23 protein-coding genes and 1 tRNA gene are annotated in these 22,422 nt (G+C 56.3%); 7 read left to right on the top strand and 17 right to left on the bottom strand.

Features of this window, described 5'->3' with window-relative positions; all coding sequences use genetic code 11:
• Positions 1-81: 81 nt before the first annotated feature.
• Complete coding sequence (gene acs / locus KORLAC_RS17845; RefSeq protein ID WP_068309057.1) at positions 82-2,019, bottom strand: acetate--CoA ligase; 1,938 nt, start codon at positions 2,017-2,019, stop codon at positions 82-84.
• Between the two features lie 144 nt (positions 2,020-2,163).
• On the opposite strand from acs, the gene KORLAC_RS17840 reads away from it, so the two are divergent.
• The gene (locus KORLAC_RS17840; protein WP_068309055.1) at positions 2,164-3,075 is read left to right on the top strand and encodes a DMT family transporter; all 912 of its coding nucleotides are present in this window, start codon (positions 2,164-2,166) and stop codon (positions 3,073-3,075) included.
• On the opposite strand, the gene KORLAC_RS17835 is transcribed toward KORLAC_RS17840, so the two are convergent.
• The 5 genes from KORLAC_RS17835 to rpmI form a co-directional block, all read right to left on the bottom strand.
• Positions 3,076-4,068: a class I SAM-dependent methyltransferase gene (locus KORLAC_RS17835; protein WP_068309053.1), complete on the bottom strand. Its 993-nt coding sequence runs from the start codon at positions 4,066-4,068 to the stop codon at positions 3,076-3,078. It lies immediately after the preceding gene.
• Between the two features lie 131 nt (positions 4,069-4,199).
• Entirely contained in the window at positions 4,200-6,596 is a 2,397-nt protein-coding gene (gene pheT, locus KORLAC_RS17830) for a phenylalanine--tRNA ligase subunit beta (RefSeq protein ID WP_068309051.1), read from the bottom strand.
• Positions 6,593-7,672: a phenylalanine--tRNA ligase subunit alpha gene (pheS, locus tag KORLAC_RS17825; RefSeq protein WP_068309049.1), complete on the bottom strand. Its 1,080-nt coding sequence runs from the start codon at positions 7,670-7,672 to the stop codon at positions 6,593-6,595. The genes pheT and pheS overlap by 4 nt, the downstream gene beginning before the upstream one ends.
• Positions 7,673-7,821: 149 nt before the next feature.
• Positions 7,822-8,181, bottom strand: coding sequence for a 50S ribosomal protein L20 (gene rplT, locus KORLAC_RS17820; protein ID WP_068309046.1), 360 nt, complete (start codon positions 8,179-8,181; stop codon positions 7,822-7,824).
• 37 nt (positions 8,182-8,218) lie between these two features.
• Complete coding sequence (gene rpmI / locus KORLAC_RS17815; RefSeq protein WP_068147087.1) at positions 8,219-8,416, bottom strand: 50S ribosomal protein L35; 198 nt, start codon at positions 8,414-8,416, stop codon at positions 8,219-8,221.
• A 215-nt stretch (positions 8,417-8,631) separates the two neighbouring features.
• On the opposite strand from rpmI, the gene KORLAC_RS17810 reads away from it, so the two are divergent.
• The gene (locus KORLAC_RS17810) at positions 8,632-9,489 is read left to right on the top strand and encodes a TraB/GumN family protein (protein WP_068309045.1); all 858 of its coding nucleotides are present in this window, start codon (positions 8,632-8,634) and stop codon (positions 9,487-9,489) included.
• Here KORLAC_RS17810 and KORLAC_RS17805 read toward each other — a convergent pair.
• Both KORLAC_RS17805 and KORLAC_RS17800 read right to left on the bottom strand, forming a co-directional pair.
• Complete coding sequence (locus KORLAC_RS17805) at positions 9,452-10,378, bottom strand: sterol desaturase family protein (RefSeq protein WP_082714771.1); 927 nt, start codon at positions 10,376-10,378, stop codon at positions 9,452-9,454. The genes KORLAC_RS17810 and KORLAC_RS17805 overlap by 38 nt on opposite strands.
• Positions 10,379-10,459: 81 nt before the next feature.
• Positions 10,460-11,350 carry a helix-turn-helix domain-containing protein gene (locus tag KORLAC_RS17800; RefSeq protein ID WP_068309041.1) on the bottom strand — a complete coding sequence of 297 codons (891 nt, stop codon included), beginning with the start codon at positions 11,348-11,350 and terminating at the stop codon, positions 10,460-10,462.
• Between KORLAC_RS17800 and KORLAC_RS17795 the strand changes: the two genes are divergently transcribed.
• Entirely contained in the window at positions 11,349-11,744 is a 396-nt protein-coding gene (locus tag KORLAC_RS17795; RefSeq protein ID WP_068309039.1) for a DUF3052 family protein, read from the top strand. The two genes, KORLAC_RS17800 and KORLAC_RS17795, sit on opposite strands and share 2 nt — an antisense overlap.
• Here the strand turns inward: KORLAC_RS17795 and KORLAC_RS17790 are convergent.
• Entirely contained in the window at positions 11,741-12,823 is a 1,083-nt protein-coding gene (locus KORLAC_RS17790) for a hypothetical protein (RefSeq protein WP_068309037.1), read from the bottom strand. The two genes, KORLAC_RS17795 and KORLAC_RS17790, sit on opposite strands and share 4 nt — an antisense overlap.
• A gap of 13 nt (positions 12,824-12,836) precedes the next feature.
• Complete coding sequence (pyrF, locus tag KORLAC_RS17785) at positions 12,837-13,550, bottom strand: orotidine-5'-phosphate decarboxylase (RefSeq protein ID WP_068309035.1); 714 nt, start codon at positions 13,548-13,550, stop codon at positions 12,837-12,839.
• 139 nt (positions 13,551-13,689) lie between these two features.
• Between pyrF and KORLAC_RS17780 the strand changes: the two genes are divergently transcribed.
• Positions 13,690-14,292, top strand: coding sequence for a hypothetical protein (locus KORLAC_RS17780; protein WP_068309033.1), 603 nt, complete (start codon positions 13,690-13,692; stop codon positions 14,290-14,292).
• Here the strand turns inward: KORLAC_RS17780 and KORLAC_RS17775 are convergent, their stop codons facing one another.
• From KORLAC_RS17775 to cmk, 4 genes are all read right to left on the bottom strand, one after another.
• The gene (locus KORLAC_RS17775; protein WP_068309031.1) at positions 14,293-14,655 is read right to left on the bottom strand and encodes a lipopolysaccharide assembly protein LapA domain-containing protein; all 363 of its coding nucleotides are present in this window, start codon (positions 14,653-14,655) and stop codon (positions 14,293-14,295) included.
• A gap of 43 nt (positions 14,656-14,698) precedes the next feature.
• Positions 14,699-14,977, bottom strand: coding sequence for an integration host factor subunit beta (locus KORLAC_RS17770; protein ID WP_068309029.1), 279 nt, complete (start codon positions 14,975-14,977; stop codon positions 14,699-14,701).
• Between the two features lie 283 nt (positions 14,978-15,260).
• Positions 15,261-16,964, bottom strand: a complete 1,704-nt coding sequence (gene rpsA, locus KORLAC_RS17765) for a 30S ribosomal protein S1 (protein ID WP_068309026.1) — start codon at positions 16,962-16,964, stop codon at positions 15,261-15,263.
• Positions 16,965-17,161: 197 nt separating this feature from the next.
• Positions 17,162-17,803, bottom strand: a complete 642-nt coding sequence (cmk, locus tag KORLAC_RS17760; protein WP_068309024.1) for a (d)CMP kinase — start codon at positions 17,801-17,803, stop codon at positions 17,162-17,164.
• 161 nt (positions 17,804-17,964) lie between these two features.
• On the opposite strand from cmk, the gene KORLAC_RS17755 reads away from it, so the two are divergent.
• Positions 17,965-18,354, top strand: coding sequence for a VOC family protein (locus KORLAC_RS17755; RefSeq protein WP_068309022.1), 390 nt, complete (start codon positions 17,965-17,967; stop codon positions 18,352-18,354).
• Here KORLAC_RS17755 and aroA read toward each other — a convergent pair whose 3' ends face one another.
• Positions 18,355-19,680, bottom strand: a complete 1,326-nt coding sequence (aroA, locus tag KORLAC_RS17750) for a 3-phosphoshikimate 1-carboxyvinyltransferase (RefSeq protein ID WP_068309019.1) — start codon at positions 19,678-19,680, stop codon at positions 18,355-18,357.
• A 160-nt stretch (positions 19,681-19,840) separates the two neighbouring features.
• Between aroA and KORLAC_RS17745 the strand changes: the two genes are divergently transcribed.
• Both KORLAC_RS17745 and KORLAC_RS17740 read left to right on the top strand, forming a co-directional pair.
• Positions 19,841-20,146 carry an FYDLN acid domain-containing protein gene (locus tag KORLAC_RS17745; RefSeq protein ID WP_068309016.1) on the top strand — a complete coding sequence of 102 codons (306 nt, stop codon included), beginning with the start codon at positions 19,841-19,843 and terminating at the stop codon, positions 20,144-20,146.
• A gap of 140 nt (positions 20,147-20,286) precedes the next feature.
• Positions 20,287-20,362 (top strand) — tRNA-Ala (locus tag KORLAC_RS17740).
• A 150-nt stretch (positions 20,363-20,512) separates the two neighbouring features.
• On the opposite strand, the gene KORLAC_RS17735 is transcribed toward KORLAC_RS17740, so the two are convergent.
• Both KORLAC_RS17735 and KORLAC_RS17730 read right to left on the bottom strand, forming a co-directional pair.
• Entirely contained in the window at positions 20,513-21,019 is a 507-nt protein-coding gene (locus tag KORLAC_RS17735) for a nuclear transport factor 2 family protein (RefSeq protein ID WP_068309014.1), read from the bottom strand.
• A gap of 95 nt (positions 21,020-21,114) precedes the next feature.
• Positions 21,115-22,293 carry a glycosyltransferase gene (locus KORLAC_RS17730; protein WP_068309013.1) on the bottom strand — a complete coding sequence of 393 codons (1,179 nt, stop codon included), beginning with the start codon at positions 22,291-22,293 and terminating at the stop codon, positions 21,115-21,117.
• Between the last annotated feature and the right edge of the window lie 129 nt (positions 22,294-22,422).

Raw genomic sequence — 22,422 nt, 5'->3', positions numbered from 1 at the left:
CCATCAGTCACAATTTCGACATCCGACAAAAAAGGGGGGCCAAAGCCCCCTAATCCAAGACCGGATTGAATTCAGGTCCAGCTATTTGTTCTGGCGGTTTTCAATCAGGTCATCCACCACGCCCGGGTCGGCAAGCGTTGAGGTGTCACCCAGGTTGCCAAATTCGTTTTCGGCGATCTTCCTCAGAATACGGCGCATGATTTTGCCGGACCGTGTCTTGGGCAGGCCTGGCGCGAACTGGATGAAGTCCGGCGTAGCGATTGGGCCGATTTCCTGACGTACAAGCTTCACCAGATCCTTGCGCAGTTCCTCAGACGGTTGGATACCTTCAAACAGCGTGACATAAGCATAGATGCCCTGGCCCTTGATATCATGCGGGAAGCCCACAACAGCGGCCTCAGCAACCAGATCGTGCTCAACCAGCGCCGATTCGACCTCTGCCGTACCCATGCGGTGACCAGACACGTTGATCACATCGTCCACACGGCCCGTGATCCAATAGTAACCATCTTCGTCCCGACGGCATCCGTCACCGGTAAAATAAAGGCCCTTGTAGGTGGAGAAATAGGTCAGCTTGAAGCGCTCATGATCGCCGTACACCGTGCGCATCTGGCCTGGCCAGCTGTCGGTGATCACCAGATTGCCCGATGTGGCGCCTTCCAGGAATTTACCGTCCTGATCCACCAGCGCCGGTTTGACACCGAACATCGGCTTCGTGGCTGACCCCGGCTTCAGGTCTATCGCGCCCGGAAGCGGCGCAATCATCACGCCGCCGGTCTCCGTCTGCCACCAGGTATCGACGATAGGGCAGCGCTCTTCGCCCACCACCTTATGGTACCAGAGCCAGGCTTCCGGGTTGATCGGCTCACCCACCGTGCCCAGCAGGCGGATCGAAGACCTGTCATGCTGGGTCACGAAATCATCACCCAGGCGCTCAAGGGCGCGGATCGCGGTCGGGGCAGTGTAGAATATGTTTACCTTGTGCTTCTCGCACACCTGCCAAAAACGGCCTGCGTCCGGGTAGGTGGGGATGCCTTCGAACACAAGGGTGGTCGCACCGTTCGCAAGCGGACCGTAAACAATGTAGCTGTGGCCGGTGACCCAGCCAACATCGGCCGTGCACCAGTAGATCTCGCCTCTCTTATAGTCGAACACATATTCGTGCGTCATGGAGGTCCAGACCATATAGCCGCCGGTGGTATGCAGCACGCCTTTTGGCGTACCGGTGGAGCCGGAGGTATATAGGATGAACAGCGGGTCTTCGGCGCTCATTTCCTCAGGTGGGCAATCGGCTGATACGTCAGCCGCTGCATCATGATACCAGACGTCGCGGCCCTCAGCCCACTTGACGTCTCCGCCCGTGCGTTTGACCACGACCACAGATGAGACATCAGGGCACCGCTCGAGCGCCGCATCCACATTGGCCTTGAGCGGTACTTTTTTGGACCCGCGCAGGCCTTCGTCCGCTGTGATCACCAGTGTTGACTTGCAATCCAGGATGCGGCCCGCCAGCGCGTCAGGTGAAAAGCCACCAAACACCACGGAATGCACAGCGCCGATGCGCGCGCACGCCAGCATGGCATACACGGCCTCGGGGATCATCGGCATATAAATGGTGACGCGGTCGCCCTTCTTGGCGCCACGGCCCTTGAGCACGTTGGCGAAGCGGCAGACTTGCTCATACAGCTCACCATAGGTGATATGCTTGCTGTCTGCCGGGTCATCGCCTTCCCAGATGATGGCCGTATCGTTTGCACGCTCAGGCAGGTGCCGGTCGATACAGTTGGCGGAAGCGTTGAGCGTGCCGTCTTCGAACCATTTGATCGAGATATCGCCGGTAAAGCTGGTGTTCTTCACCTTGGTGAAAGGTTTCATCCAGTCGATTCGGCTGGCCTGATCTTTCCAGAAGCCCTCAGGGTCTGTGACAGACTGCTCATACAGCGCGTCATACTGCTCCTTGGTGCAGTGCGTGTTCTCAAGCGCTGACGCCGGTACCGGAAAAACATAATGCTCGCTCATTGCATACTCCCTCCAAAAATGCACCGGCGATCATGCAACCTCCTTGTGGTGGTTGCAACCCTTGGAATGGCAACGATGTCATAAAACGTACACTTTTTTCTTTTCCAGCTATCAATAAACGGAAAGCGCGCTATCTTTTGCGCCATGACCCAATCTCAGGACCAGACATCGCGGGGTATTATCGCTTGTGCATGCGGCGCTATCGGCATCAGCTCTGCCGCCATCTTCATGCGGCTTGCTGATGTCACGCCAGCAGCGTCAGCTTTCTGGCGCCTATCCATGGCGGCACCCGTCCTGATCTTCATCTATTGGTTAAGCGCGCGAAAAAAAGGCAGACCATCACTGATGCCTTCTGGCGAAGAGGCCCGCTGGATTCTACTGGTCGGGCTTTTGTTTGCGGCGGAGCTGTTCACTTGGCACTGGTCTGTCAGCAAAACCACCGTGGCGAATTCCACATTGCTTGCCAATATGGCGACAATTTTCGCGGCCCTATATAGCTTTGCATTGTTCGGGGAGCGGTTCAACAGGCGCTTCCTGGGTGGCATGCTTCTGGCGCTGGCGGGCGCAGCCCTCCTTATGGGGCGGAACGCGGAATTGAACCCGGCCTTCATCCCAGGTGACCTATTGGGGTTGCTGACAGCTGTACTCTATGGCGGCTATATCGTCGGCGCAGCCCGGGCCCGTCGCGTGCTTGATGCACCACTTTTGATGGCCGGCACGGCCGTGGTCTCCGGCCTAATACTGGCCTTGCCACTGTTTTGGGTAGACGGGCCTGTCCTGCCGCTATCACCCGCAGGATGGACGCCCCTGATCGGCCTGGCGCTTATCGCGCATGTGCTTGGGCAAAGCCTGATTGTCTACGGGCTGGCACATGTGCCAGCGGCGCTTGGCGCCCTGTGTCTGCTGATACAGCCTGTGATTTCTGCCCTTTGGGCCTGGTGGCTCTTTGGCGAGGCACTGGGTCCGATCCATATGATAGGTGCAGCCGCCGTCCTCGGTGGTATCTGGACCGCAAGGCAAAGTCATCGTCAGAAAATCTTGAAACCGACGGCCTGACTACCAATCAGACATCATCGAAGGACCACCCGACTTTTTGTTGGCCACGATCCGCCACAGCTTGAGGTCACCCGTCTCCAGCAACTTCTTGCGGCGCGTCCAGAACTCGGCTTCACGCATCAGCGTCTGGATCATCATGGTGCCGTCTTCGCGTTTCGCCAGCTTGGCGGCCACTTCATCAGCACCTGCCCAGGCCTGGTTGATCATATCGACATACTGCATGCTGATGTCTTCAGAAACGCGTACCTGCAGATGGTGCTTCTTCAATAGATCAACAAGCTCGTCCGCGAGCACGGGGTATGGGTGGCGGCGTTCGCCAACAACCCATTCCTTGTATTTGTCCTTGCCCAGCACCGCATCAGAACCAATGACATATTCTGTCATCAGGAAAAGCCCACCCGGCTTCAGCTTTTCCTCAATCTTGGCAATCATGTTGGACTTGTCTTCGATGGTAAACAGGGCTTCTTTGGCAAGCGCACGGTCGTACTTCCGGTCAAAGCCCTCAAATCCCTCTGGAACATATTGTTCCAACTGGGCCTTTTTCTCCAGCCCGGCCATCTTGGCCAGCTTGCGGCCCTTGTCGACCAACATCTCCGATTCTTCGAAACCGGTGATCCACACCCCAAACCGATCCACGAGGACACGGCTGGGGCCGCCAAGCCCCGCACCAATCTGCAACATGGACATTTCAGGACTGAGCGCCAGAAGCTTGGAAAGAGAGACGATATAATCCGGGCCTCCAGGGCCACAGAAGCCCTTGCCCCAGATATACTGGGCGATATCGACGGTAGCGGCATCCCACGGATCGAGATTTTCTGCGCTCAGTTCTTTTGGGCGCTCAGCCTTGGGCTCATCGGAAAAATCCATTTCCGGCTTGCCTGTACGCTCACTGAGGCGCTTCTTGATATCGTCCGTGTCATAACCTTCCCACCAAGCCTTAAGGCGTAGCTTCAGTGGTACTTTCGCATCAGGTTTTTTCTGCTTCGTCGCCAAATTTTACACCCACGCAATGCCAAAGGATCGGCGAAAGCCGACAGCCTTTTGCTCCCAGATACCAATATGAAAACCGAACGGGGCATTTTTGCAAGCCCCGATCGACTGTTTTCATAAAGATTTTTGCGTGATTAGCCGCGCAGAACCGCGCCAACAGCCTTTTCTGCCGCCGCACAAACCTTGCTGGAGATCGCTTCGATATCCTTTTCGGTGAAGGTTTCTTCCTTGGGTTCGAGCAGAACGCTGACCGCAATAGACTTCTGTCCTTCCGGCACACCCTTGCCTTCATATACGTCAAAAATCCCAACATCAGCGATGAAAGCCTTGTCCGCACCCTGAACGGCCCGCACCAGGTCAGACACCTTGGCATCCCGGTCCATCAGGAAGGCAAAGTCACGCTCAACAGACTGCAGCTTGGAAACCGTCAGGGCTCCCTTGGCAGCACCCGAGTTTTTCGGTGTCGGAACACGGTCGAGATAGACCTCAAAGCCAACAACCGGCCCATCCACATCCAGCGCCTTGAGCACCTTGGGGTGCAGTTCACCGAAGCTTGCGAGGATGTTCTTTGGCCCAAGACGCAATGTGCCGGACCGACCCGGGTGATAGTAACCCGGCGCCTCATCAAACACCTGTAGGTTCGCAGGCGCGCCGACAGCCTCAAGGGCAGCAAGGGCATCGCGTTTGGCATCGAACACATCAACTGCCCGATTGGCTGCAGCCCAATGACGCCCGGCATTCCGGCCCGCACGCAGGCCGGCTGCTACAAGAAGCTGGCCTTTTTCCGTGTCGTTTTCATACACGGGACCCACTTCAAACAGCGCAACAACGTCTGCACCGCGGTCGCGGTTGCGCTGGGCCGCCTGCATCAGGTTCGGCAGAATGCTTGGACGCATGCAGTCAAGTTCGCTGGAGATCGGATTGTCGACCACCAGCGTCTCGTCACCGCCACCAAACAGCGCCGCATGGGCGCGCGTCATGAAGGACCAGGTCACAGCTTCATGCATGCCAACGCCTGCCAGGCGGCGCTTGACCGCCCGTGCCCGTTTCTGACGTGGGCTCAGCGTCGTACCTGCCTTATGGTCAGTCGCTGGAAGCGCGACACTTGGAATATTATCCAGGCCATGAATACGCAGCACCTCTTCAACGATATCCGGCTCGCCTTCCACATCCACGCGCCAGGAAGGCACATGCACCGTATAGGGATCATTGCCTTCAACCTTGAAGCCAAGCTTTTCCAGAATCGCAACGCTTTCGCTCGCGGGCAGGTCCAGCCCGCCCAAGGTTTGCACGCGCTCGCTGCGGAACGGAACGGTCTTGTTCCAGACAGTATCTTGTCCCGCTTCGAAGACATGGCTGACTTCACCGCCACACAGGTCCAGAATCATCCTGGTGGCGATTTCCATGCCGTCGCGAATGAACAGCTCGTCCACGCCGCGCTCAAACCGGTAGCGTGCATCTGTGATCAGGCCATGGTCGCGACCCGTGAAGGCCGTACGCTTGGGATCAAAGAGAGCGGCCTCCAATACCACATCAGTGGTGTCGTCCGCGCACCCGGTATCCAGGCCACCGATGATGCCACCAAAGCCTTGTGGGCCCGACGCGTCGGCAATCACCGTCTCGCCGCCCTTGGCGGTATATTCCTTATCGTCGAGTGCGGTAAATGTCTCACCCGCATTGGCAAGGCGCGCCTGCAGGTCGCCGTTAAGCTTGTTCGCGTCATAGACATGCAGCGGACGACCCAGGTCATGCGTGATGTAGTTGGTGACATCCACGAGCTTCGAGATCGGACGCAGGCCGATGGCTTTCAGACGGTCCTGCAGCCACTGTGGGCTTGGGCCGTTCTTGACACCCTTGAAGCGGCGGCCCAGGAACTGGGTACAGGCGCTTTTGGCCTCTTCCGGCAGATCAATCGACACTTTCACGTCGCTTTCGAACGAGCCGGCAACTTTCTCAACTGCAAGCGGCTTCAATGTCCCGAGGCCCGCAGCCGCGAGGTCGCGCGCGATGCCGTAAACGCCCAGACAGTCCTGCCGGTTGGGCGTGATCTCAATATCGATCACCGGATCGTCCAGCTGGGCATACTCGACATAGGACGTGCCGACCGGGGCATCCTCTGGCAGTTCAATGATTCCGTCATGATCGTCGCCCAGCTCAAGTTCTTTGGCAGAACACATCATGCCGATGCTTTCCACACCGCGGATCTTGGCTTTCTTCAGCGTGACATCAAGGCCCGGGACATAATCGCCAGGGCGGCCCAGTACTACCTTAATGCCGGTGCGCGCATTGGGCGCGCCGCAAACGATCTGCATTTCTTCGGTGCCGTTCGACACCTTGCAGACCTTCAGCTTGTCAGCGTCCGGGTGTTTTTCAGCGGACAGCACTTCGGCAACTGTGAAGGCGCCAAGCTTTTCAGCCGGGTTTTCAACCGTATCGACCTCAAGGCCGATGGCATTCAGTTTTGCAACGATTTCATCGAGGCTCGCATCCGTGTCCAGATGGTCCTTGAGCCAGCTAAGGGAAAATTTCATCGGCTGAGCCCTCCTGCGAGCGTGGGAAGATCAAGGGCGCGGAACCCATAGTGACGGAGCCACCTGAGGTCGGCGTCAAAGAAGGCACGCAGGTCATTCATGCCATACTTCAGCATCGCCAGGCGGTCGATGCCGCAGCCGAAGGCAAAGCCCTGATATTCGTTGGGATCAAGATTACAGGCCTTGAGCACATTCACATTGACCATGCCGGACCCGAGAATCTCAAGCCAGTCGTTGCCGTCACCAATTTTCACGGTGCCACCATCGAAGCTGCACTGCACGTCCACTTCCATGGACGGCTCGGTGAACGGGAAATAGCTCGGGCGAAGGCGCAGGGTTACAGCGTCCACCTCAAAGAAAGCCTTCAGGAAAGCTTCCAGCGTACCCTTGAGGTGACCGAGGTGCGTATCCTTATCGATCACCAGACCTTCCACTTGGTGGAACATAGGCGTGTGCGTCGCATCAGAGTCTGAGCGGTAGGTACGGCCAGGTGCGATAATACGGATCGGAGGCTCTTTCGACAGCATGGTGCGAATCTGCACCGGACTGGTGTGCGTCCTGAGAACCTTGCGGTCGCCGTTTGCGTCAGGCCGCAGATAGAATGTATCATGGTCCTGGCGGGCAGGATGCTCTTCCGGAATATTCAGCGCGGTAAAGTTATGGAAGTCAGATTCCACGTCCGGGCCTTCAGCCACATCAAAGCCAAGGCTCGCGAAAATTTCAGCGATTTCGTCCATCACCTGACTGATCGGGTGTACGCTGCCAGAAGCGTGTTCCTGTACCGGCAAGGTCACATCCACGCGTTCGTCGCGCAGGCGGGCGTCAAGCGCTGCTTCCTCAAGCGTTTCCTTGCGTGCAGCAATCTCTTCCGCCACCTTGTTCTTGAGGCCGTTGAGCGCCGGGCCCATTTCCTTGCGTTCCTCGGGGCTCATGCCACCGAGGCCCTTCATAAGCTGGGACACGCTGCCTTTCTTGCCGAGTGTGGAGACCCGGACTTCCTCAAGCGCGTTCAGGTCACTGGCCGCTGAAATCTGGGCCGCGATCTGTTCCTTGAGCGCTGAAATCTGTTCCTGCATTTTTCTTCCGCTTATTCGAGCAATTAAGTCACTAAAACAATGGACTGTTTCAATTGGCCCATAATCCGGGCGCAAGCAAATAAAAAGAGGACCCCGCCAACGGCCAGGCCCTCTTTAAAGTCTTGGTGTTTGCTGTTCGCAAACCAGCCTTAGTTGGCGAGGGCGGCCTTAGCCTGATCCACAAGCGCCTCAAAAGCGGATGGTTCGTGAATGGCAAGATCGCTCAGCACTTTGCGGTCCAGCTCCACACCAGCCAGCTTGAGGCCGTGCATAAACTGACCGTATGGCAGACCGAGAGACCGTGCGCCTGCGTTGATCCGCTGGATCCAGAGAGCGCGGAAGTTGCGCTTCTTGGCTTTGCGGTCGCGGTAAGCGTACTGGCCGGCTTTCTCAACTGCCTGACGAGCAACTTTGATGGTATTCTTGCGACGGCCCCGGTAGCCTTTGGCTTCCTCGAGGACCTTCTTGTGACGAGCGTGCGATGTTACACCGCGCTTAACACGTGCCATGGTATATTTCTCCTAAACCTGAAGGACCCGATACGGCTTAGCCGTAGGGCATGAACTTCTTAACAATCGTAGCGTCAGCGTCACAAAGGACAGTGGTGCCACGGAGGTTACGGATTTGCTTGTTGGTGCGCTTGATCATACCGTGCTGTTTACCAGCCTGGTTTGCACGAACTTTACCAGAAGCGGTTAAGCTGAAGCGTTTTTTGACGCTCGATTTTGTCTTCATCTTGGGCATTTTTTGTCCTTACTTAAACTTAAAGTTCCGACATAACTGAACAGCCACGGCAGCCCTTTACTGGCCGGACGGTTCGATGAAGCGCGCTGTATAGCGCTAGACCCGAGCATTTGCAAGCAGATTCCTTGGCTTTTCGGACTCACACTCCGCGGTAGCCTTGCGATCCGATAAGGGCCATGAAATGATGGCTGTCGTCAACGATAGCGAGGCACACGATGCGATACTTGGTAATTCTGGTCACCCTGCTTTTCTGCGCCGTCCTCCCGGCAAGTGCAGCCCCGGCCCTGTGGCGCATGGCGGACGACGATACCGAGATTCACATCTTCGGCACACTGCATATGCTCGAAAAGGGAACCACATGGGCAAATGCCAGCATTACCAATGCTTTCGGCGGCGCCGACGCCCTGGTTGTCGAGCTTGATGACCGCGAGCTTGAACGTGCAGGCCCCCTGTTCATGGAAGCTGGTAAGCTGCCGCTGGGCATGAGCATGCGCCAGATAGTCGGCAACGGCATTTATAATGATGTCCAGCGACTCGCGCGCCAGCTGGACCTTCAGGAGGACGCATTCCTCAATGTCCGGCCATGGTTTGCAGGCATGTCGCTGACCGTCGTAAGCCTGACCAAAATGGGATATGACCCTGCAAGCGGTGTTGATCAGGCGCTGATCGGCGAAGCGCTGCGCCTCAGGAAACCGATTCTCGGCATTGAGACCGCGGCCCAGCAGGTCGAGCTTTTCGCGTCGCTGTCACCAGCACAGGACAAAGCCATGCTGGTGGATGCACTCCGGCAGTCATCCAACATAAAGGCCTATATGACCGAACTGCAGAGCGCCTGGCTCGATGGCGATGAATCCACCCTCGACAAGCTTCTGAATGGTGAACTGATGGACATGAATGGCCTCGGCGACCACCTACTATATGACCGCAATCAGAACTGGGCGATCCAGCTGTCGCATCTGATGAACAAACCGGGTCGGTTTTTCGTAGCGGTCGGTACAGCCCATGTGGTGGGTGAGAAGTCCCTGATTGTTTACCTCAGCCAGCAGCACCGCCTGGTGGAGCGGGTTCAATAGCTACTTCCTGAACAGGTGTGCTCGAAGACTGGAACGGAAGGCTGAGCACCTTCAGCACCTGATAGGATTCAGGGTAGGCACCCGGATCATCAACCCCTAACCGGTCGGGTGCCTTGCCGGGCTTGTAGACAAAGGTGCCAAATAACTGGTCCCACAGGATCAGGAAGGAACCATAGTTCTTTGCTTCACCCACATCTGCACTGTGGTGATAGCGGTGCAGCTCGGTGCCGACGAACAGATAATTCAACCAACCCGCCCGAATGTCGACATTATAGTGTGACAAAAGCCCATGCAGCCCGCGGAAGGAGAACCACACCATCACGGCTTCCTGACTGGCGCCGGTGATCCAAGTGGTGAGCGGCACCATCCACAGTACAACCAGAAAATTGATCGGGTGGCCCACCCCGTGCATGATCAGATAAACTCTGTCCGGCAGATGGTGGGCCACATGTACCTGCCACAGTTTCCGGCCGAGCCAGCCCCCGCCTTCATGGCTGAACCGGTGAAACCAATATTGCAGGAATTCGAACAAGAGCGCGGTGCCGATAATATCGAGCCAGAGCGGCGCTCCCTCTAAAAGGCCCGGATTGCCCGCAGCCATATCAATGGTGATAAATCCAATCAGGAAGGAGACAAGCCGCATCGACACTAAATTCGCGGCTCCGAACTTGACGTCACGCCAGAATTCCTTCCAGCGGATACCCCAGCGCTTCTGCATCGGGAAGATGAACTCGACGCCTTGCAGCAGCGCAAATCGCGTTGCCGCAATGACAGTAAAGGCATAGGGGAGATCCAGCCTGTTCTCAATGGAAAGCCAGCAGACCACACCGGTCGCCAACAACAAAAATGGGTAAAATCCGTAGGTAATGAAAGACTTCATCATTCGCATGTCGGTGCCATCCCTTTAGTTTGCTTCGAAAAACCATAGCAACGAAGGGACGTGCAAACTTACCAATTCTTGCGATTTCGATCAACGGCGGGTGATGCAAGCGTGAATGATGCGCTCGCTGGAAAAGTAGTCAAAATCTTCGGCATTTTTAGGCAGGCGAACACGTTCGAAGAAAATGGTGGATGCTACCTTATAGGCTGTGGGCTCGATATCCCGCTGATAGACTTTAAAAAGCGTGTCCGCAAGGGCATCAAAATCGCCCCTGACCGGCAACTGGGTATAATAACCCGCCTGAAGGGTCAGCGCTTCGCGGCCGCCCGCCTTGGCCGCCTGCGTATCAAGCCCTACAAAGAGCCGTTCCTTCTCTCTTCCTGGGCCGAAAGGCGATTCGGTATAGATGGTCAGTGCATGGGTAACCTTGCCCTGGTTTTCACCAATCAGGCTCCGGTAGGTGTCATTGATCGCCTCCCTCGTCATTGCTGTCCTTACCGCCTTGACGGTCTTTTGTGGCATGTGTGTGAGATCAAGCTTGTGCGGCGCCCAGGTTTCATCCTCCCTGAGGCTGGCCCAATAGACCTCAAGCCGTGCCTTGTGCATTTCCTGCTGCCGGGCGCGAAATTCCCGCGGAGTTTCGCCATAGAACGCCTTGAAGGACCGGGTAAAGGCAGCAGGTGACGAAAAGCCAAAATCGAATGCAAAGTCCGTGACCTTCGCATTCTTCATGATGATCAGCATGTGGGCGATATGCTTGAGCCGCACCTCTACCACATAACCCTTGGGCGTTTGCCCTACTTCAGATGTGAACAGCCGGTGAAAATGATGCGGCGACAGGCAAGCCACATCCGCCAGAGCTTCAAGCGAAAGGGGTTCCGCAATATTTTGTTCTATATAGAATAGAACACGTTTTATCCGCTCGTCCGTCATGGGTGCATTGTTGCGGCAGCCGCAAGGCGATACAAGGGAAGAAATCATGGCAGGCTATTCCGGAACACCGCTGGTGAAGAAGCTCGGAATCAAGGATGGCTTTACCGTTCGGTTCGAACACGCACCCAGCCACCTCAGCGACCTGATCGGCCCCCTGCCGGCGGGGGTGACGGAAGCATCCGTAAACTGTGATTTTATCCATGCGTTTTATAAAGATCGCACTCTTTTCGAATCTGAGTTGGGCGCTTTCATGGACGCCATCAAACGTGACGGCATGATCTGGATCAGCTGGCCGAAGAAGGCTTCAAAGGTGCCGACGGACATGACCGAGGATGTCGTACGGGAAGTAGCCCTGCCACTTGGCCTTGTTGATGTGAAGGTATGCGCCGTTGATGAGGTCTGGTCCGGCCTCAAATTGGTGATCCGGAAAGAATTGCGCTAGCTCTCGTCATCTGCCTTGAGCGCTGCGACCTCGGCCTTGAGGCGGTCAATTTCCTTTTGCTGTTCAACAAACAGGCGGGCGCCCGCATCGAAAGCCATGAACACGCCTGGCATCCAGGTGTCGTCCTTTTCCGGGTACATGGAAAAATCATCACCGAAAAGCGGGAATGGCATATCCGGGAAATAGGTTGCCCTGACTTTTTCATTCCCAGCCTTGAAATGGCTGAGAAATGCTTTCGCCGCTGCCTGCGAAGGCTTGATTCCTTTCCCAGAAAAATGTTTGTCCAACATCCGAACCAGAGCCATGCGGTAGTGTTCGGACTGCTCACCAAAACGGTCCTGCCTTTTCTGGTTGAAGGCCGCGAGAAAGCGCTGCCCCAGCCGACCAAGGGATTGGTTTTTGCTGTCCGGCACAATCCAGTCTTGGCCAGCAGGCATTTCCAGCGCATCACAGAAATCGGCGATCAAATCTCCACCCACCAGTTGGTCGCGGTCAAACAGGCGAACCCGCATGGCCTGCATGCCAAAGACACTCGCGTACAGCTCGCAGGTGCGCCAATAGTCAAACGAGATAGGCAGCTCGCCCTTGATCGCCAGGTTTGGCTTCTTGCGCCACTGACCGACCTTCAGGGCCGTTGAATAGAGGCTGGTCGCAGCCTTATCCTGGCGCCTGATATAAAAGATCACCCGGACTTCATCTGCTACCGAATGCAGAAGGGTCGCCAGGCGCTCCAGTTCTTCCACCGTTTCAATGCGGCTGTGGCAATGCTCGTTCGTCAGGACAATCCGCTCGGGTGCCGTTTTTGCGACTTCGGCCAGCAGGTCGGCGCTGAACTCTTTCTGGAAGCGTCCGAGCGCTGCGTCCGACCGGACACCCACCTGGGCCATCAGATTTCTGCGGCTGCTGTCCTTCATCGCATAGGCCGCCAGCGCAGGCTGGTTGTCTTCACCCGGGGTGCGAGGGAACAGATAGCCGTGGCCCGTCAGCCGATGGCGATTTGCCCGCAAGAAAGCCTGAATGCTGGTGGAGCCCGTTTTTTCGGCCCCGATATGCAGATAACAGATTTTCGCGCGTGCCATGGATTCTGTCCTGCTAGCTGTTGATGCTTCCGGCAATCGCGCGTGCCGCAGCTGCCGGGTCATCCGCCTGTGTGATCGGCCTGCCGATTACCAGCACGTCAGCGCCCGCAGTGACCGCTTCCGCCGGTGTCATCACGCGCTTCTGGTCGCCGGCCGCGCTGCCAACCGGGCGAATGCCGGGTACCACCAGCTTGAAGTCCGGAGCCGTCGCCTGACGCGCCAGCGTAATTTCCCGCGGGCTGCACACCATGCCGTCGAGGCCGCTTTTGTGCGCAAGCCCCGCAAGCCGCGCGACCTGGTCAGCAACGGCATCATTCACACCGATAGCCTGAAGGTCATCGCCATCCATGCTTGTCAGGATCGTCACTCCGGCTACCCAGGGTTTGTCGTTCCCATGCTTTGAAGCCTCTTCCGCGGCGGTCTCTGCCGCCCGACGCATCATCTCGGGCCCGCCCTGGGTGTGGATCGTGAGGATCTTGGGCCCCAACGGCGCAACAGCGCGAATGGCACCCGCCACCGTATTGGGGATGTCGTGAAATTTGAGATCGAGGAAAATCGGCATGCCTGTTTCCGCGACAGCCTTGAACCCGTCTGCGCCATTCGCACAGTAAAATTCAAGCCCCAGTTTAACACCCCCCACAGTGCCCTGAAGTTTTTTTGCCAGCGCGACAGCGGATGCGGTTTCAACAGTATCCAGCGCACAGAAAATGCGATCACTTGGCTTCATGGGGCATCCTTTCCTTACTGCGGGCGTGCAGCAGAGTTACCCGCCTTTACCGCCCTTTGGCAAGGCCTTGAGAAAGACTCAATCGCAAAATAAACAGCATGCCTGAATAATTTGCAGCAAAATGGGGGAACTATCTGCAATGAGTAGAATCTACAAGACTGCGCCAACGCTAATTCTATTGGCCCTTCTCACCGCCGCCTGTTCACACATGGACTTGGGAACCCTATGGAAATATCGAAATGTCGATTTTCTTGAAGTAAACCCAGACACAACACGCATGGCTATCGAACTCCCTGTCGGCGTAACCGTTGACAAAGTTAGCGTGTCATTGTCCGGCAGCACCGACGACATGCTTTCCTTCGAAGGCAATATTCCAATGGAGATTCTCCGATCGGGCCCCGAGTTGGCAGCGCTACCACCCGCCATGTCCCTTGACCGAACAATCGTTCTTCGCGTTCCCCGTGACCGAGTTGCCCAAGCACGTGAATTGCAACTAAAAGCCTATGCACTCTCCAAAGCCCCTGGGAACAACAGCCTTGGCATTGGTTTTGACATCAAGTCCGATTCATCGACAGACGCGGAAGTACCTGCTTGCAGCGGCGCAATCAGTTTTCCCACCATGTCGGTTTGGGTCAAACTTGCAAAGGCAGAGCCCTATTCAAGACTTGTAAGTGAAAAAGCTTTTCGGAAAATCCTTGCGGACAGCATGGCCCAAGCCCAATGCCCGGCGGAGACTGATTGATCAGGGCTCTTCGCTGTTGCCGTCTGAAAGTGTCGCGGCGTCGTGTGCCCGGCGGGCCTTCGCTTCGTGCGCATCTTCGGCGAGGGCAGAGACCTGGTCTTCAAGATAGGCCGCGCGGCGCTCCGCCTGCCTGCGGCGCGCGAATCCCTTAAGCCTCAACCAGCCGGTCACACCCGCCGCCAACAGAAGACCAATAAAGATTCCAACAAAAACCAGAAGGAATGCTGGCACCGCAAAGGTAACATCAAAAGGCGCAAAGCGGAGATCGACAGGAGTCCGGTTGTTGACCGAGAAATAGATCAGGAAAAGCGCCAGCAGAATCCAGAAAATGCGGCGAATCAAGCTGGCGAGCGACTGTGCCATGTCAGTCTTTCATACTGGTTCAGGTGGGTACAGAGCGCCTGGTTCAGCTGTTCAGGCGCTCGCGAAGATCTTTCCCGGTCTTGAAATAGGGGACCCGCTTTTCAGCGACTTCCACTTTTTCGCCGGTACGTGGATTGCGGCCAACGCGTGCAGGCCGTTCCTTCACGGAAAAGGCACCAAAACCCCTGAGTTCCACACGGTCACCGCGCGAAAGGGCTGATGTTATTTCGTCGAAAATCTTGGAAACAATGCGCTCAACATCCCGGTAATAGAGATGCGGGTTGGCTTCGGCTATTTTTGCAATCAACTCAGATTTGATCATCTGCGTCCTCCCCTGGGGGCCAAAATCTTGTGCACTCAAAACCCGGGTACGTAATGTGCTTTTTTTAAAAGTGCCATCTGATGGCGCTGCCGTCAAGATAAGCCTTTCAATTAAAAGAGCTTTTAACAAAAAGAATCGATTCGATACTTATCTTTCACCTGGTTTTGACGATTCCCACACCCCCATTTCGCGCATGGCCAGCCAGTAGAAATCAGGCAGCCAAAAAGAAAAGGCCGCCCCAGATGGAGCGGCCTTCAAATCAGGTCCCCGAGGGGAATTCCGATTATTTGTCTTCTTTGGCTTTCTCAAGCGCGGCACCAAGGATGTCACCAAGGCTTGCGCCGGAGTCTGCAGAACCATACTGCTCAACAGCAGCTTTTTCTTCTGCAACTTCGAGGGCCTTGATGGACAGGTTCATCTTGCGGGAACCTTTGTCCACACCAGTTACCATTGCGTCAACCTTGTCGCCTTCAGCGAAACGCTCTGGGCGCTGGTCACCGCGGTCGCGAGCGAGGTCGGAACGACGGATGAAGGCAGTTACGCCAGTGTCGCCAACTTCAACTTCGATACCGTTGTCGTTAACGGCTTTAACAACACAGGTAACCTGCTCACCTTTCTTCTTGGAAGAAACGTTTGCGAATGGGTCACCGCCAAGTTGCTTGATGCCAAGGCTGATGCGCTCTTTGCGGGTGTCAACGTCCAGAACAACGGCTTTAACAGTGTCGCCTTTCTTGTAGTCCTGGATGGCTTCCTCACCGGAACGCTCCCAATCGAGGTCGGAGAGGTGAACCATGCCGTCAACATCGCCGTCGAGGCCAATGAACAGACCGAATTCGGTGATGTTCTTAACTTCGCCTTCGATTTCAGTACCTTGTGGGTACTTGCCTTCGAACGCTTCCCATGGGTTCTCGCCACACTGCTTGAGGCCGAGGGAGATACGACGCTTGGCTGGATCAACTTCCAGAACCATAACTTCGACTTCCTGGCTGGTGGAAACGATCTTGCCTGGGTGTACGTTTTTCTTAACCCAGCTCATCTCGGACACGTGCACGAGGCCTTCAACGCCGGACTCGAGCTCAACGAACGCACCATAGTCGGTGATGTTGGTCACGGTACCAGTGAATTTGGCTTGTACTGGGTATTTGGCTTCGATGCCTTCCCATGGATCAGCAGCAAGCTGCTTCATGCCAAGGCTGATGCGCTGCGTTTCCGGGTTGATGCGAACAACCTGTACCTTCACGGTCTCACCGATGGAGAGAACTTCAGAAGGATGGTTCACACGACGCCAGGAGATGTCGGTAACGTGCAGGAGGCCGTCGATGCCGCCCAAGTCAACGAATGCACCATAATCGGTGATGTTCTTAACAACACCGTCAACGGCATCACCTTCTTCGAGTTTGCCCATGAGCTCAGCACGCTGTTCTGCACGATCCTCTTCGAGAACGGCACGGCGGGAGACAACGATGTTGCCACGACGACGGTCCATTTTCAGGATCTGGAACGGCTGCTCGATGTTCATCAGAGGCGTAACGTCACGGATCGGACGGATATCAACCTGGGAACCTGGCAGGAATGCAACAGCACCGTTGAGGTCAACAGTGAAGCCGCCTTTAACGCGGCCGAAGATAACGCCGTCAACACGGGCATCGCCTTCAAACGCTTTTTCAAGCTCAGTCCAAGCTTCTTCACGGCGGGCTTTGTCGCGAGACAGGATCGCTTCACCAAGAGCGTTCTCAACGCGGTCAACGTAGACTTCTACGGTGTCACCAACGCTGATCTCAGCAGCTTTACCAGCCGGAGCAAATTCTTTGAGTGGTACACGGCCCTCAGCTTTGAGCCCGATGTCCACAATTGCGAAGTCGTTTTCAACGGAAACGACGGTGCCTTTTACGACGCGGCCTTCAAAGCCTTCGTCTTCAGTTGGCAGAGTTTCATTCAGAAGCGCTTCAAAATCAGAAACGCTCGGCATTTTTGCCGCTTCAGACATGTATGTCTTCCTTTCAACATATATATTTCTTTGCCTGCCGGTTGGTTCCGGCGGTCTTCTTCCTGAGGGGTCTTGGAAAGGTGGGACCATCCCGCCTTTTTCATCAGCCTCGGAAGCCTCTAACACCAACAACAAAATGATCCCTCTCGGGCAAACCCTGGGGCCTGACCATCGGGACCGCGTGGAAGCGTCTTCGGCTATTGGGGCTTTAGTCGCTCTTGAACCAAGGCGACCGCCCGTAAAAACACGGCGTCTATATCCAAATTAGACGTATCAAGCAAGAGGGCATCTTCAGCGGGCTTCAATGGGGCATCTTTTCGGCCCATGTCCCGCTCGTCCCTTGCGCGGACGTCGGCGAGTATAGCATCAAAGTCGGCCCTTTGGCCACGGCCTTCCATCTCGAGCCTGCGACGCTCCGCGCGCACCTCGGGGCTGGCAGTTACAAAAAGCTTCAGGTCCGCATCGGGGCACACCACTGTGCCGATATCCCGGCCATCCAGTACAGCGCCAGCTTTTCCTTCCGGAGGCCTCTTCGCAAAATTCTTTTGAAAATCCAATAGGTTGGCGCGAACCGCCGGCATTGCAGCCACTTTCGAGGCCGCCCCGCCTGTCGCCTCGGCGCGCAGGTCAGAATCATCTAACAAGCCAAGATCAAGGTCGGTGGAAGCCGCCTCTGCCGCTTTTGTATCTGTGGGGTCAATGCCCTGCTTCAGCAGTGTCAGCCCAACCGCCCGGTAAAGCGCACCGGTGTCCAGATAGGCAAAGTTGAACTTTTCGGCAAGGCGCCGGGCCAACGTACCTTTTCCGGCTGCTGCCGGGCCATCAATTGCAATAATCACCGCGAATCACCCTTCATATGTTCGCCGGTTTATAGGAATTTCGGCCACGTTGCGCCAGCTTGAAATAATACAACCAAAAGGATTCGACTCTTTCAGCACTTGATGGTAAATGAGAACAAATAGAGAACAATTGCCCGAGTGGCGCACACGAGGATAGAGGAATGATCACTCAACTTACCCCCAATTTGGCCGTCGACAGAATTGAGCCCTCGGCCGAATTTTTCAGCAAGGTCGGCTTTGAAGTAACCGTGCAGGTACCTGAGGACGATCATATGGGGTTTGCCATTCTGGTGAATGGTACCCAACAGATCATGTTCCAGACCCGCACCAGCATTAAAGACGATTGCCCTGAAATTGAAGACGCTTCAACCGGCAGCCCTGTATTGATTTTCATCACCGTCCCGGATGTCAAAGCGGTTGCCCAGGCCCTCAACGGCTACGACGTGGCGATGGACTGGCGTGAAACATTCTATGGCAGTACCGAAATCGGCTTCCGCGAACCCGGCGGCCATATCGTTACCTTCGCCCAGTTCCCTGCAGAAGAGGCGTAACTAGGCTTTCAGGGTCAGTCCCGCACCCAGGCCAGTCATCAGGTCGATGAAGCTTGGGAAACTGGTCTGGATTGGGCTGGCATCGTCGATGGTGACCGCAGTGTCCGCCCGCTGCCCGAGCACAGAGAAGGCCATGGCGATACGGTGGTCGAGATGCGTCTCGACCATACCGCCGCCCGGCACGTTTCCACCAGCGCCCCTGATCTCGAGACCGTCTTCAAATTCTGTCAGCTCAACACCGTTGGCCTTGAGCCCTGCAGCCATCACGGCCAAGCGGTCCGATTCCTTGACCCTGAGTTCCTCAAGCCCCGTGAAACGGCTGGTGCCTTCCGCCACAGCTGCCGCACAGAACAGAACCGGAAATTCGTCAATCATGGTGGACGGGTCCACCGGCAGGTTGGTCACGCCCTTGAGCGCCGCTGCCCGCACCCGCAAATCTGCCACTGGTTCACCGCCCAGCGTGCGGGCGTTCAATATTTCAATGTCACCGCCCATGGCCTTCAGCGCGTGGACAATGCCGGTCCTGAGCGGGTTCATGCCCACATTCTCAATCGTCACGTCAGACCCTGGGATAATCGAGGCTGCTACCAGCAGGAATGCGCTGGAGGAAATATCCCCCGGTACTTCAAGCGTGATCGGCTTCAATTCTGGCTGGCCCTTGAGGCGCACGACACGAAGGCCGTCTTCCTCCGTCACGTCAATCTCGGCACCCATGGCGCTCAGCATGCGTTCCGTATGGTCCCGCGTCGCCACCTTTTCGCGAACGGTGGTGGTGCCGGGCGTGTTGAGTCCTGCCAGCATCACAGCCGATTTGACCTGGGCGCTGGCCATGGGCGGCGTATAGTCGATCGGCATCGGGTCCCGTGTGCCTGTGATGGTCAGCGGCAGGTATTTGCCCTCGCGGGCTGCGAACTGGGCGCCGACTTCCGACAGCGGCACAGTCACGCGGCCCATAGGGCGGCCCCGCAAAGACGCGTCGCCTGTCATGGTCACGGTGATGTCGTGACTCGCGATCAAGCCCATGATCAGCCGTGTTGAGGTGCCCGAATTGCCCATGTCGATCACATTGTCGGGGGTCATCAACCCGCCAACGCCAACGCCGGATACCCGCCATTCGCCGTCACCGAGTCGTTCAACCGTTGCGCCCATTGCCCGCATGGCCTCGGCCGTTGCCAGCACATCTTCGCCTTCGAGGAGGCCAGTAATGTGGCTTTCACCGACCGCCAGCGCAGACAGCATCAGGGACCGATGGGAAATCGACTTGTCGCCCGGCACCTTAACGGTACCGGTGAGTGGTTGACGGGGCGCGGAATTAAGACTTGGCACGGAGCATTTCCAACTATAGACAGGGTTCGACGAGTAAAAGCTTTGACAGGCGCCACTGATCGTGGCAAGGGATGCGCCGAATTCTTGGCCGAATTGCGTCCAAAACGCAAGGCCCTATACAGAAATGCTGACGCGGTTAATGAACGCGAAGGAGAGAAACGTGGTAAAACCCGAATGGGGCACGAAGCGGACTTGCCCAAAATGCGGCACACGCTTTTACGACCTGAAAAAAGATGATCCAGTGGTGTGTATCGACTGTGGCAACGAGTGGGCTCCTGAGCCAATTCTGAAGACCAAGCAGCCACTGCCTGTTGCAGAAGTGAAAGAAAAAGAGCCAGAAGCCAACGACGACGAAGATGATCTCGACGTCGATGACGAAGACCTGGCAGATGTGAGCCTCGACGACGATGACGACGACGAAGTGAGCTCCATTGTCGATACGTCGCTGACGGACGACGACACCTAAAACAGCTAGGCAGGAGGCCGCCAAACCGGGGGCCTCAAAAGCCTAATTTTAATGAGCTGTTTTTTTGCTTGCGCGGACCTTGGGCCGATTCTATAGTCCGCGCCGTTCCTGGGGGTAACGACCTCGGGGCACCCAGATACGGGGCCGTAGCTCAGCTGGGAGAGCGCTACACTGGCAGTGTAGAGGTCGACGGTTCGATCCCGTTCGGCTCCACCATGAAAACCCTCGCCTCACCGGGCGGGGGTTTTGTCTTTTCCGGGATCGAGTTTGGCGGCGCCTTCGGCGATGCGCCTCTTGGCCCGTTCGGCCAACCCTCGAAAACCCTCGCCTCACCGGGCGGGGGTTTTGTCTTTTAAGCTTGTCGGATCAATGATCACCCTGATCCGGGGAATAGTGATCGTAGCTCAGCACTCTTTTCAGCATCCAGCTATCCCCTTCTTTGATCCACACATGGGTGAAGCGGGCACTTGAGGTATGCCTCAGCGGCTTGTCGGCTTCCCTGATATAAAACTCATGCTCACCGCGCTGGATGGCACCATAAAGAACCCCGTTTCCATACAAAGGGAAAACCTCAAGGCTGCCTTCCACCAATTTGCGGATCGGTTTCTGGGCCGGATTGCTGCAGATGTTTTTCTCAACTGTTTCAATGAAAGAGGCCTTCGAATTCTCGAACCCGCCACTGTCGTGATAAAATTCGAAATCGTCGGAGACGATGTTTTCCAGGACCGCGCTTTCACACTGGTTGAAAGACCGCTCAAACAGGGCGTCGTCAAGCGCCTTCAGCGTGGTGAACAGCTCGCTGTCACGAGACACCTGCGCATGCGCACCAAAAGACACTCCTGCCATCAGGACCGCAAACAATAGAATTTTCATGATTTTCCTCGTTATCTGTCGTTGTTTTGCTGCTTTATTTTTATAACAGCGTTCTTAGCACAGATTTGCCAAAGGAAGAAAAGGTCTGACGTTGCCTATTGTCCGTGCATCAGCTCAAGCTGGCGCTTCAGGCATTTCTTCAGGTCGTATTTCTCAAGGATTGTGGCCCGCCCGGTCTTGCCGAGTGCCGCGGAGCCTGCCCTGTCCCCGAGCATGCGGTCCATGGCGTCTGCGAGCGCGTCAGCATTGTCCATATCCACCAAACGGCCATTTTCTCCGTCTCGGATCACTTCGCGCACGGGTGCCGTATCAGAGCCCAGAACCGGCGCCCCCACACTCATGGCATTCAGCATCGACCACGAAAGGACAAACGGGCGGGTCAAATAGACATGCAGGCTGGAAATCTGAAGGAAGCTAACGAACTTGGCCTCCGGCAGCAGGCCAACAAAATGGGTACGGTCCTTGTCGAACGGAATTTCCTCCTCCGCACGGGCTTTCAGCCCAGGACCTTTCTTGCCGTCATAGCAGATTCGGTCGGCGCCTGCGATCAGCACATGCAGGTTAGGCCGAATGCCCTGCACCTTCGCGGCGGCGGCCATGAACTGCATGAACCCCCGCGTATGCTCCATACCGCGCCCGGCGTAGGTCATGATCTCATCACCCTTGCGGAAGCGTTTTCCTGAAACCTCAAGCGTCAGGCTGCTCGCGGGCCGGTACAGGTCCGTATCCACCCCGTCATGCAGAACCTCCAGACGGCTTTGCCAGCCCCTTGGGAACTGCGCCCGCTGGAACTCTGTTGGCACATAGCCTGCGTCCATCAGTTCAAAGTCTCGCAAAATGGGCATGTTGGTGGCTGCCGCACTGCGGCATTTCTGGCGCAAGGCCGCCCCCGTTTTCACCTCCGCGGGGGAGGGCACGCCATAGTACCACTCGAACAGGCTAACCATGCGCGCGTCCGGGAACAAGTCTTTCAGAAAATATGACGCGCCGCGCGAGGCATGGGACAGGATCACATCCGGCACCCAACCGCTGATCGCCATCGGCTTGAGCTCCCGGTAGAGGTTCAGGCCCAGCCCGACCGCCTTATCGGCAAACCCGACATCCGGGCCGGCAAGGTTTTCCGGCAGGTCATACACCACTTGCTTGACTGGCAGGCGAAGTGTCGACCCTTTGCGGCTGGCGACAAGGATGTCGTGATCGCCAGTCTTCAGAAGATGTTTGTAAATATGAACAAACTGGCCCGGAGCGGCGTCATGTACGATCAGATATTTCACCGAATTTCCCTTTTCCGCCCCTTCGGCGACATCAGTTTGTCTTAGAAACAATCGCAACCACGATCAAGACAGCAACGAAAAATTCATTTTTCCAAGGCACTTAGCGTCCAGCACATCGCTATAGGTAAA

The organism is Kordiimonas lacus (assembly GCF_001550055.1).
In the GTDB taxonomy this organism is placed as follows: Bacteria; Pseudomonadota; Alphaproteobacteria; order Sphingomonadales; family Kordiimonadaceae; genus Kordiimonas; species Kordiimonas lacus.
The sequence above is the reverse complement of the archived record's forward strand: the minus strand, read 5'-3'. Positions and strand labels throughout refer to the sequence as shown.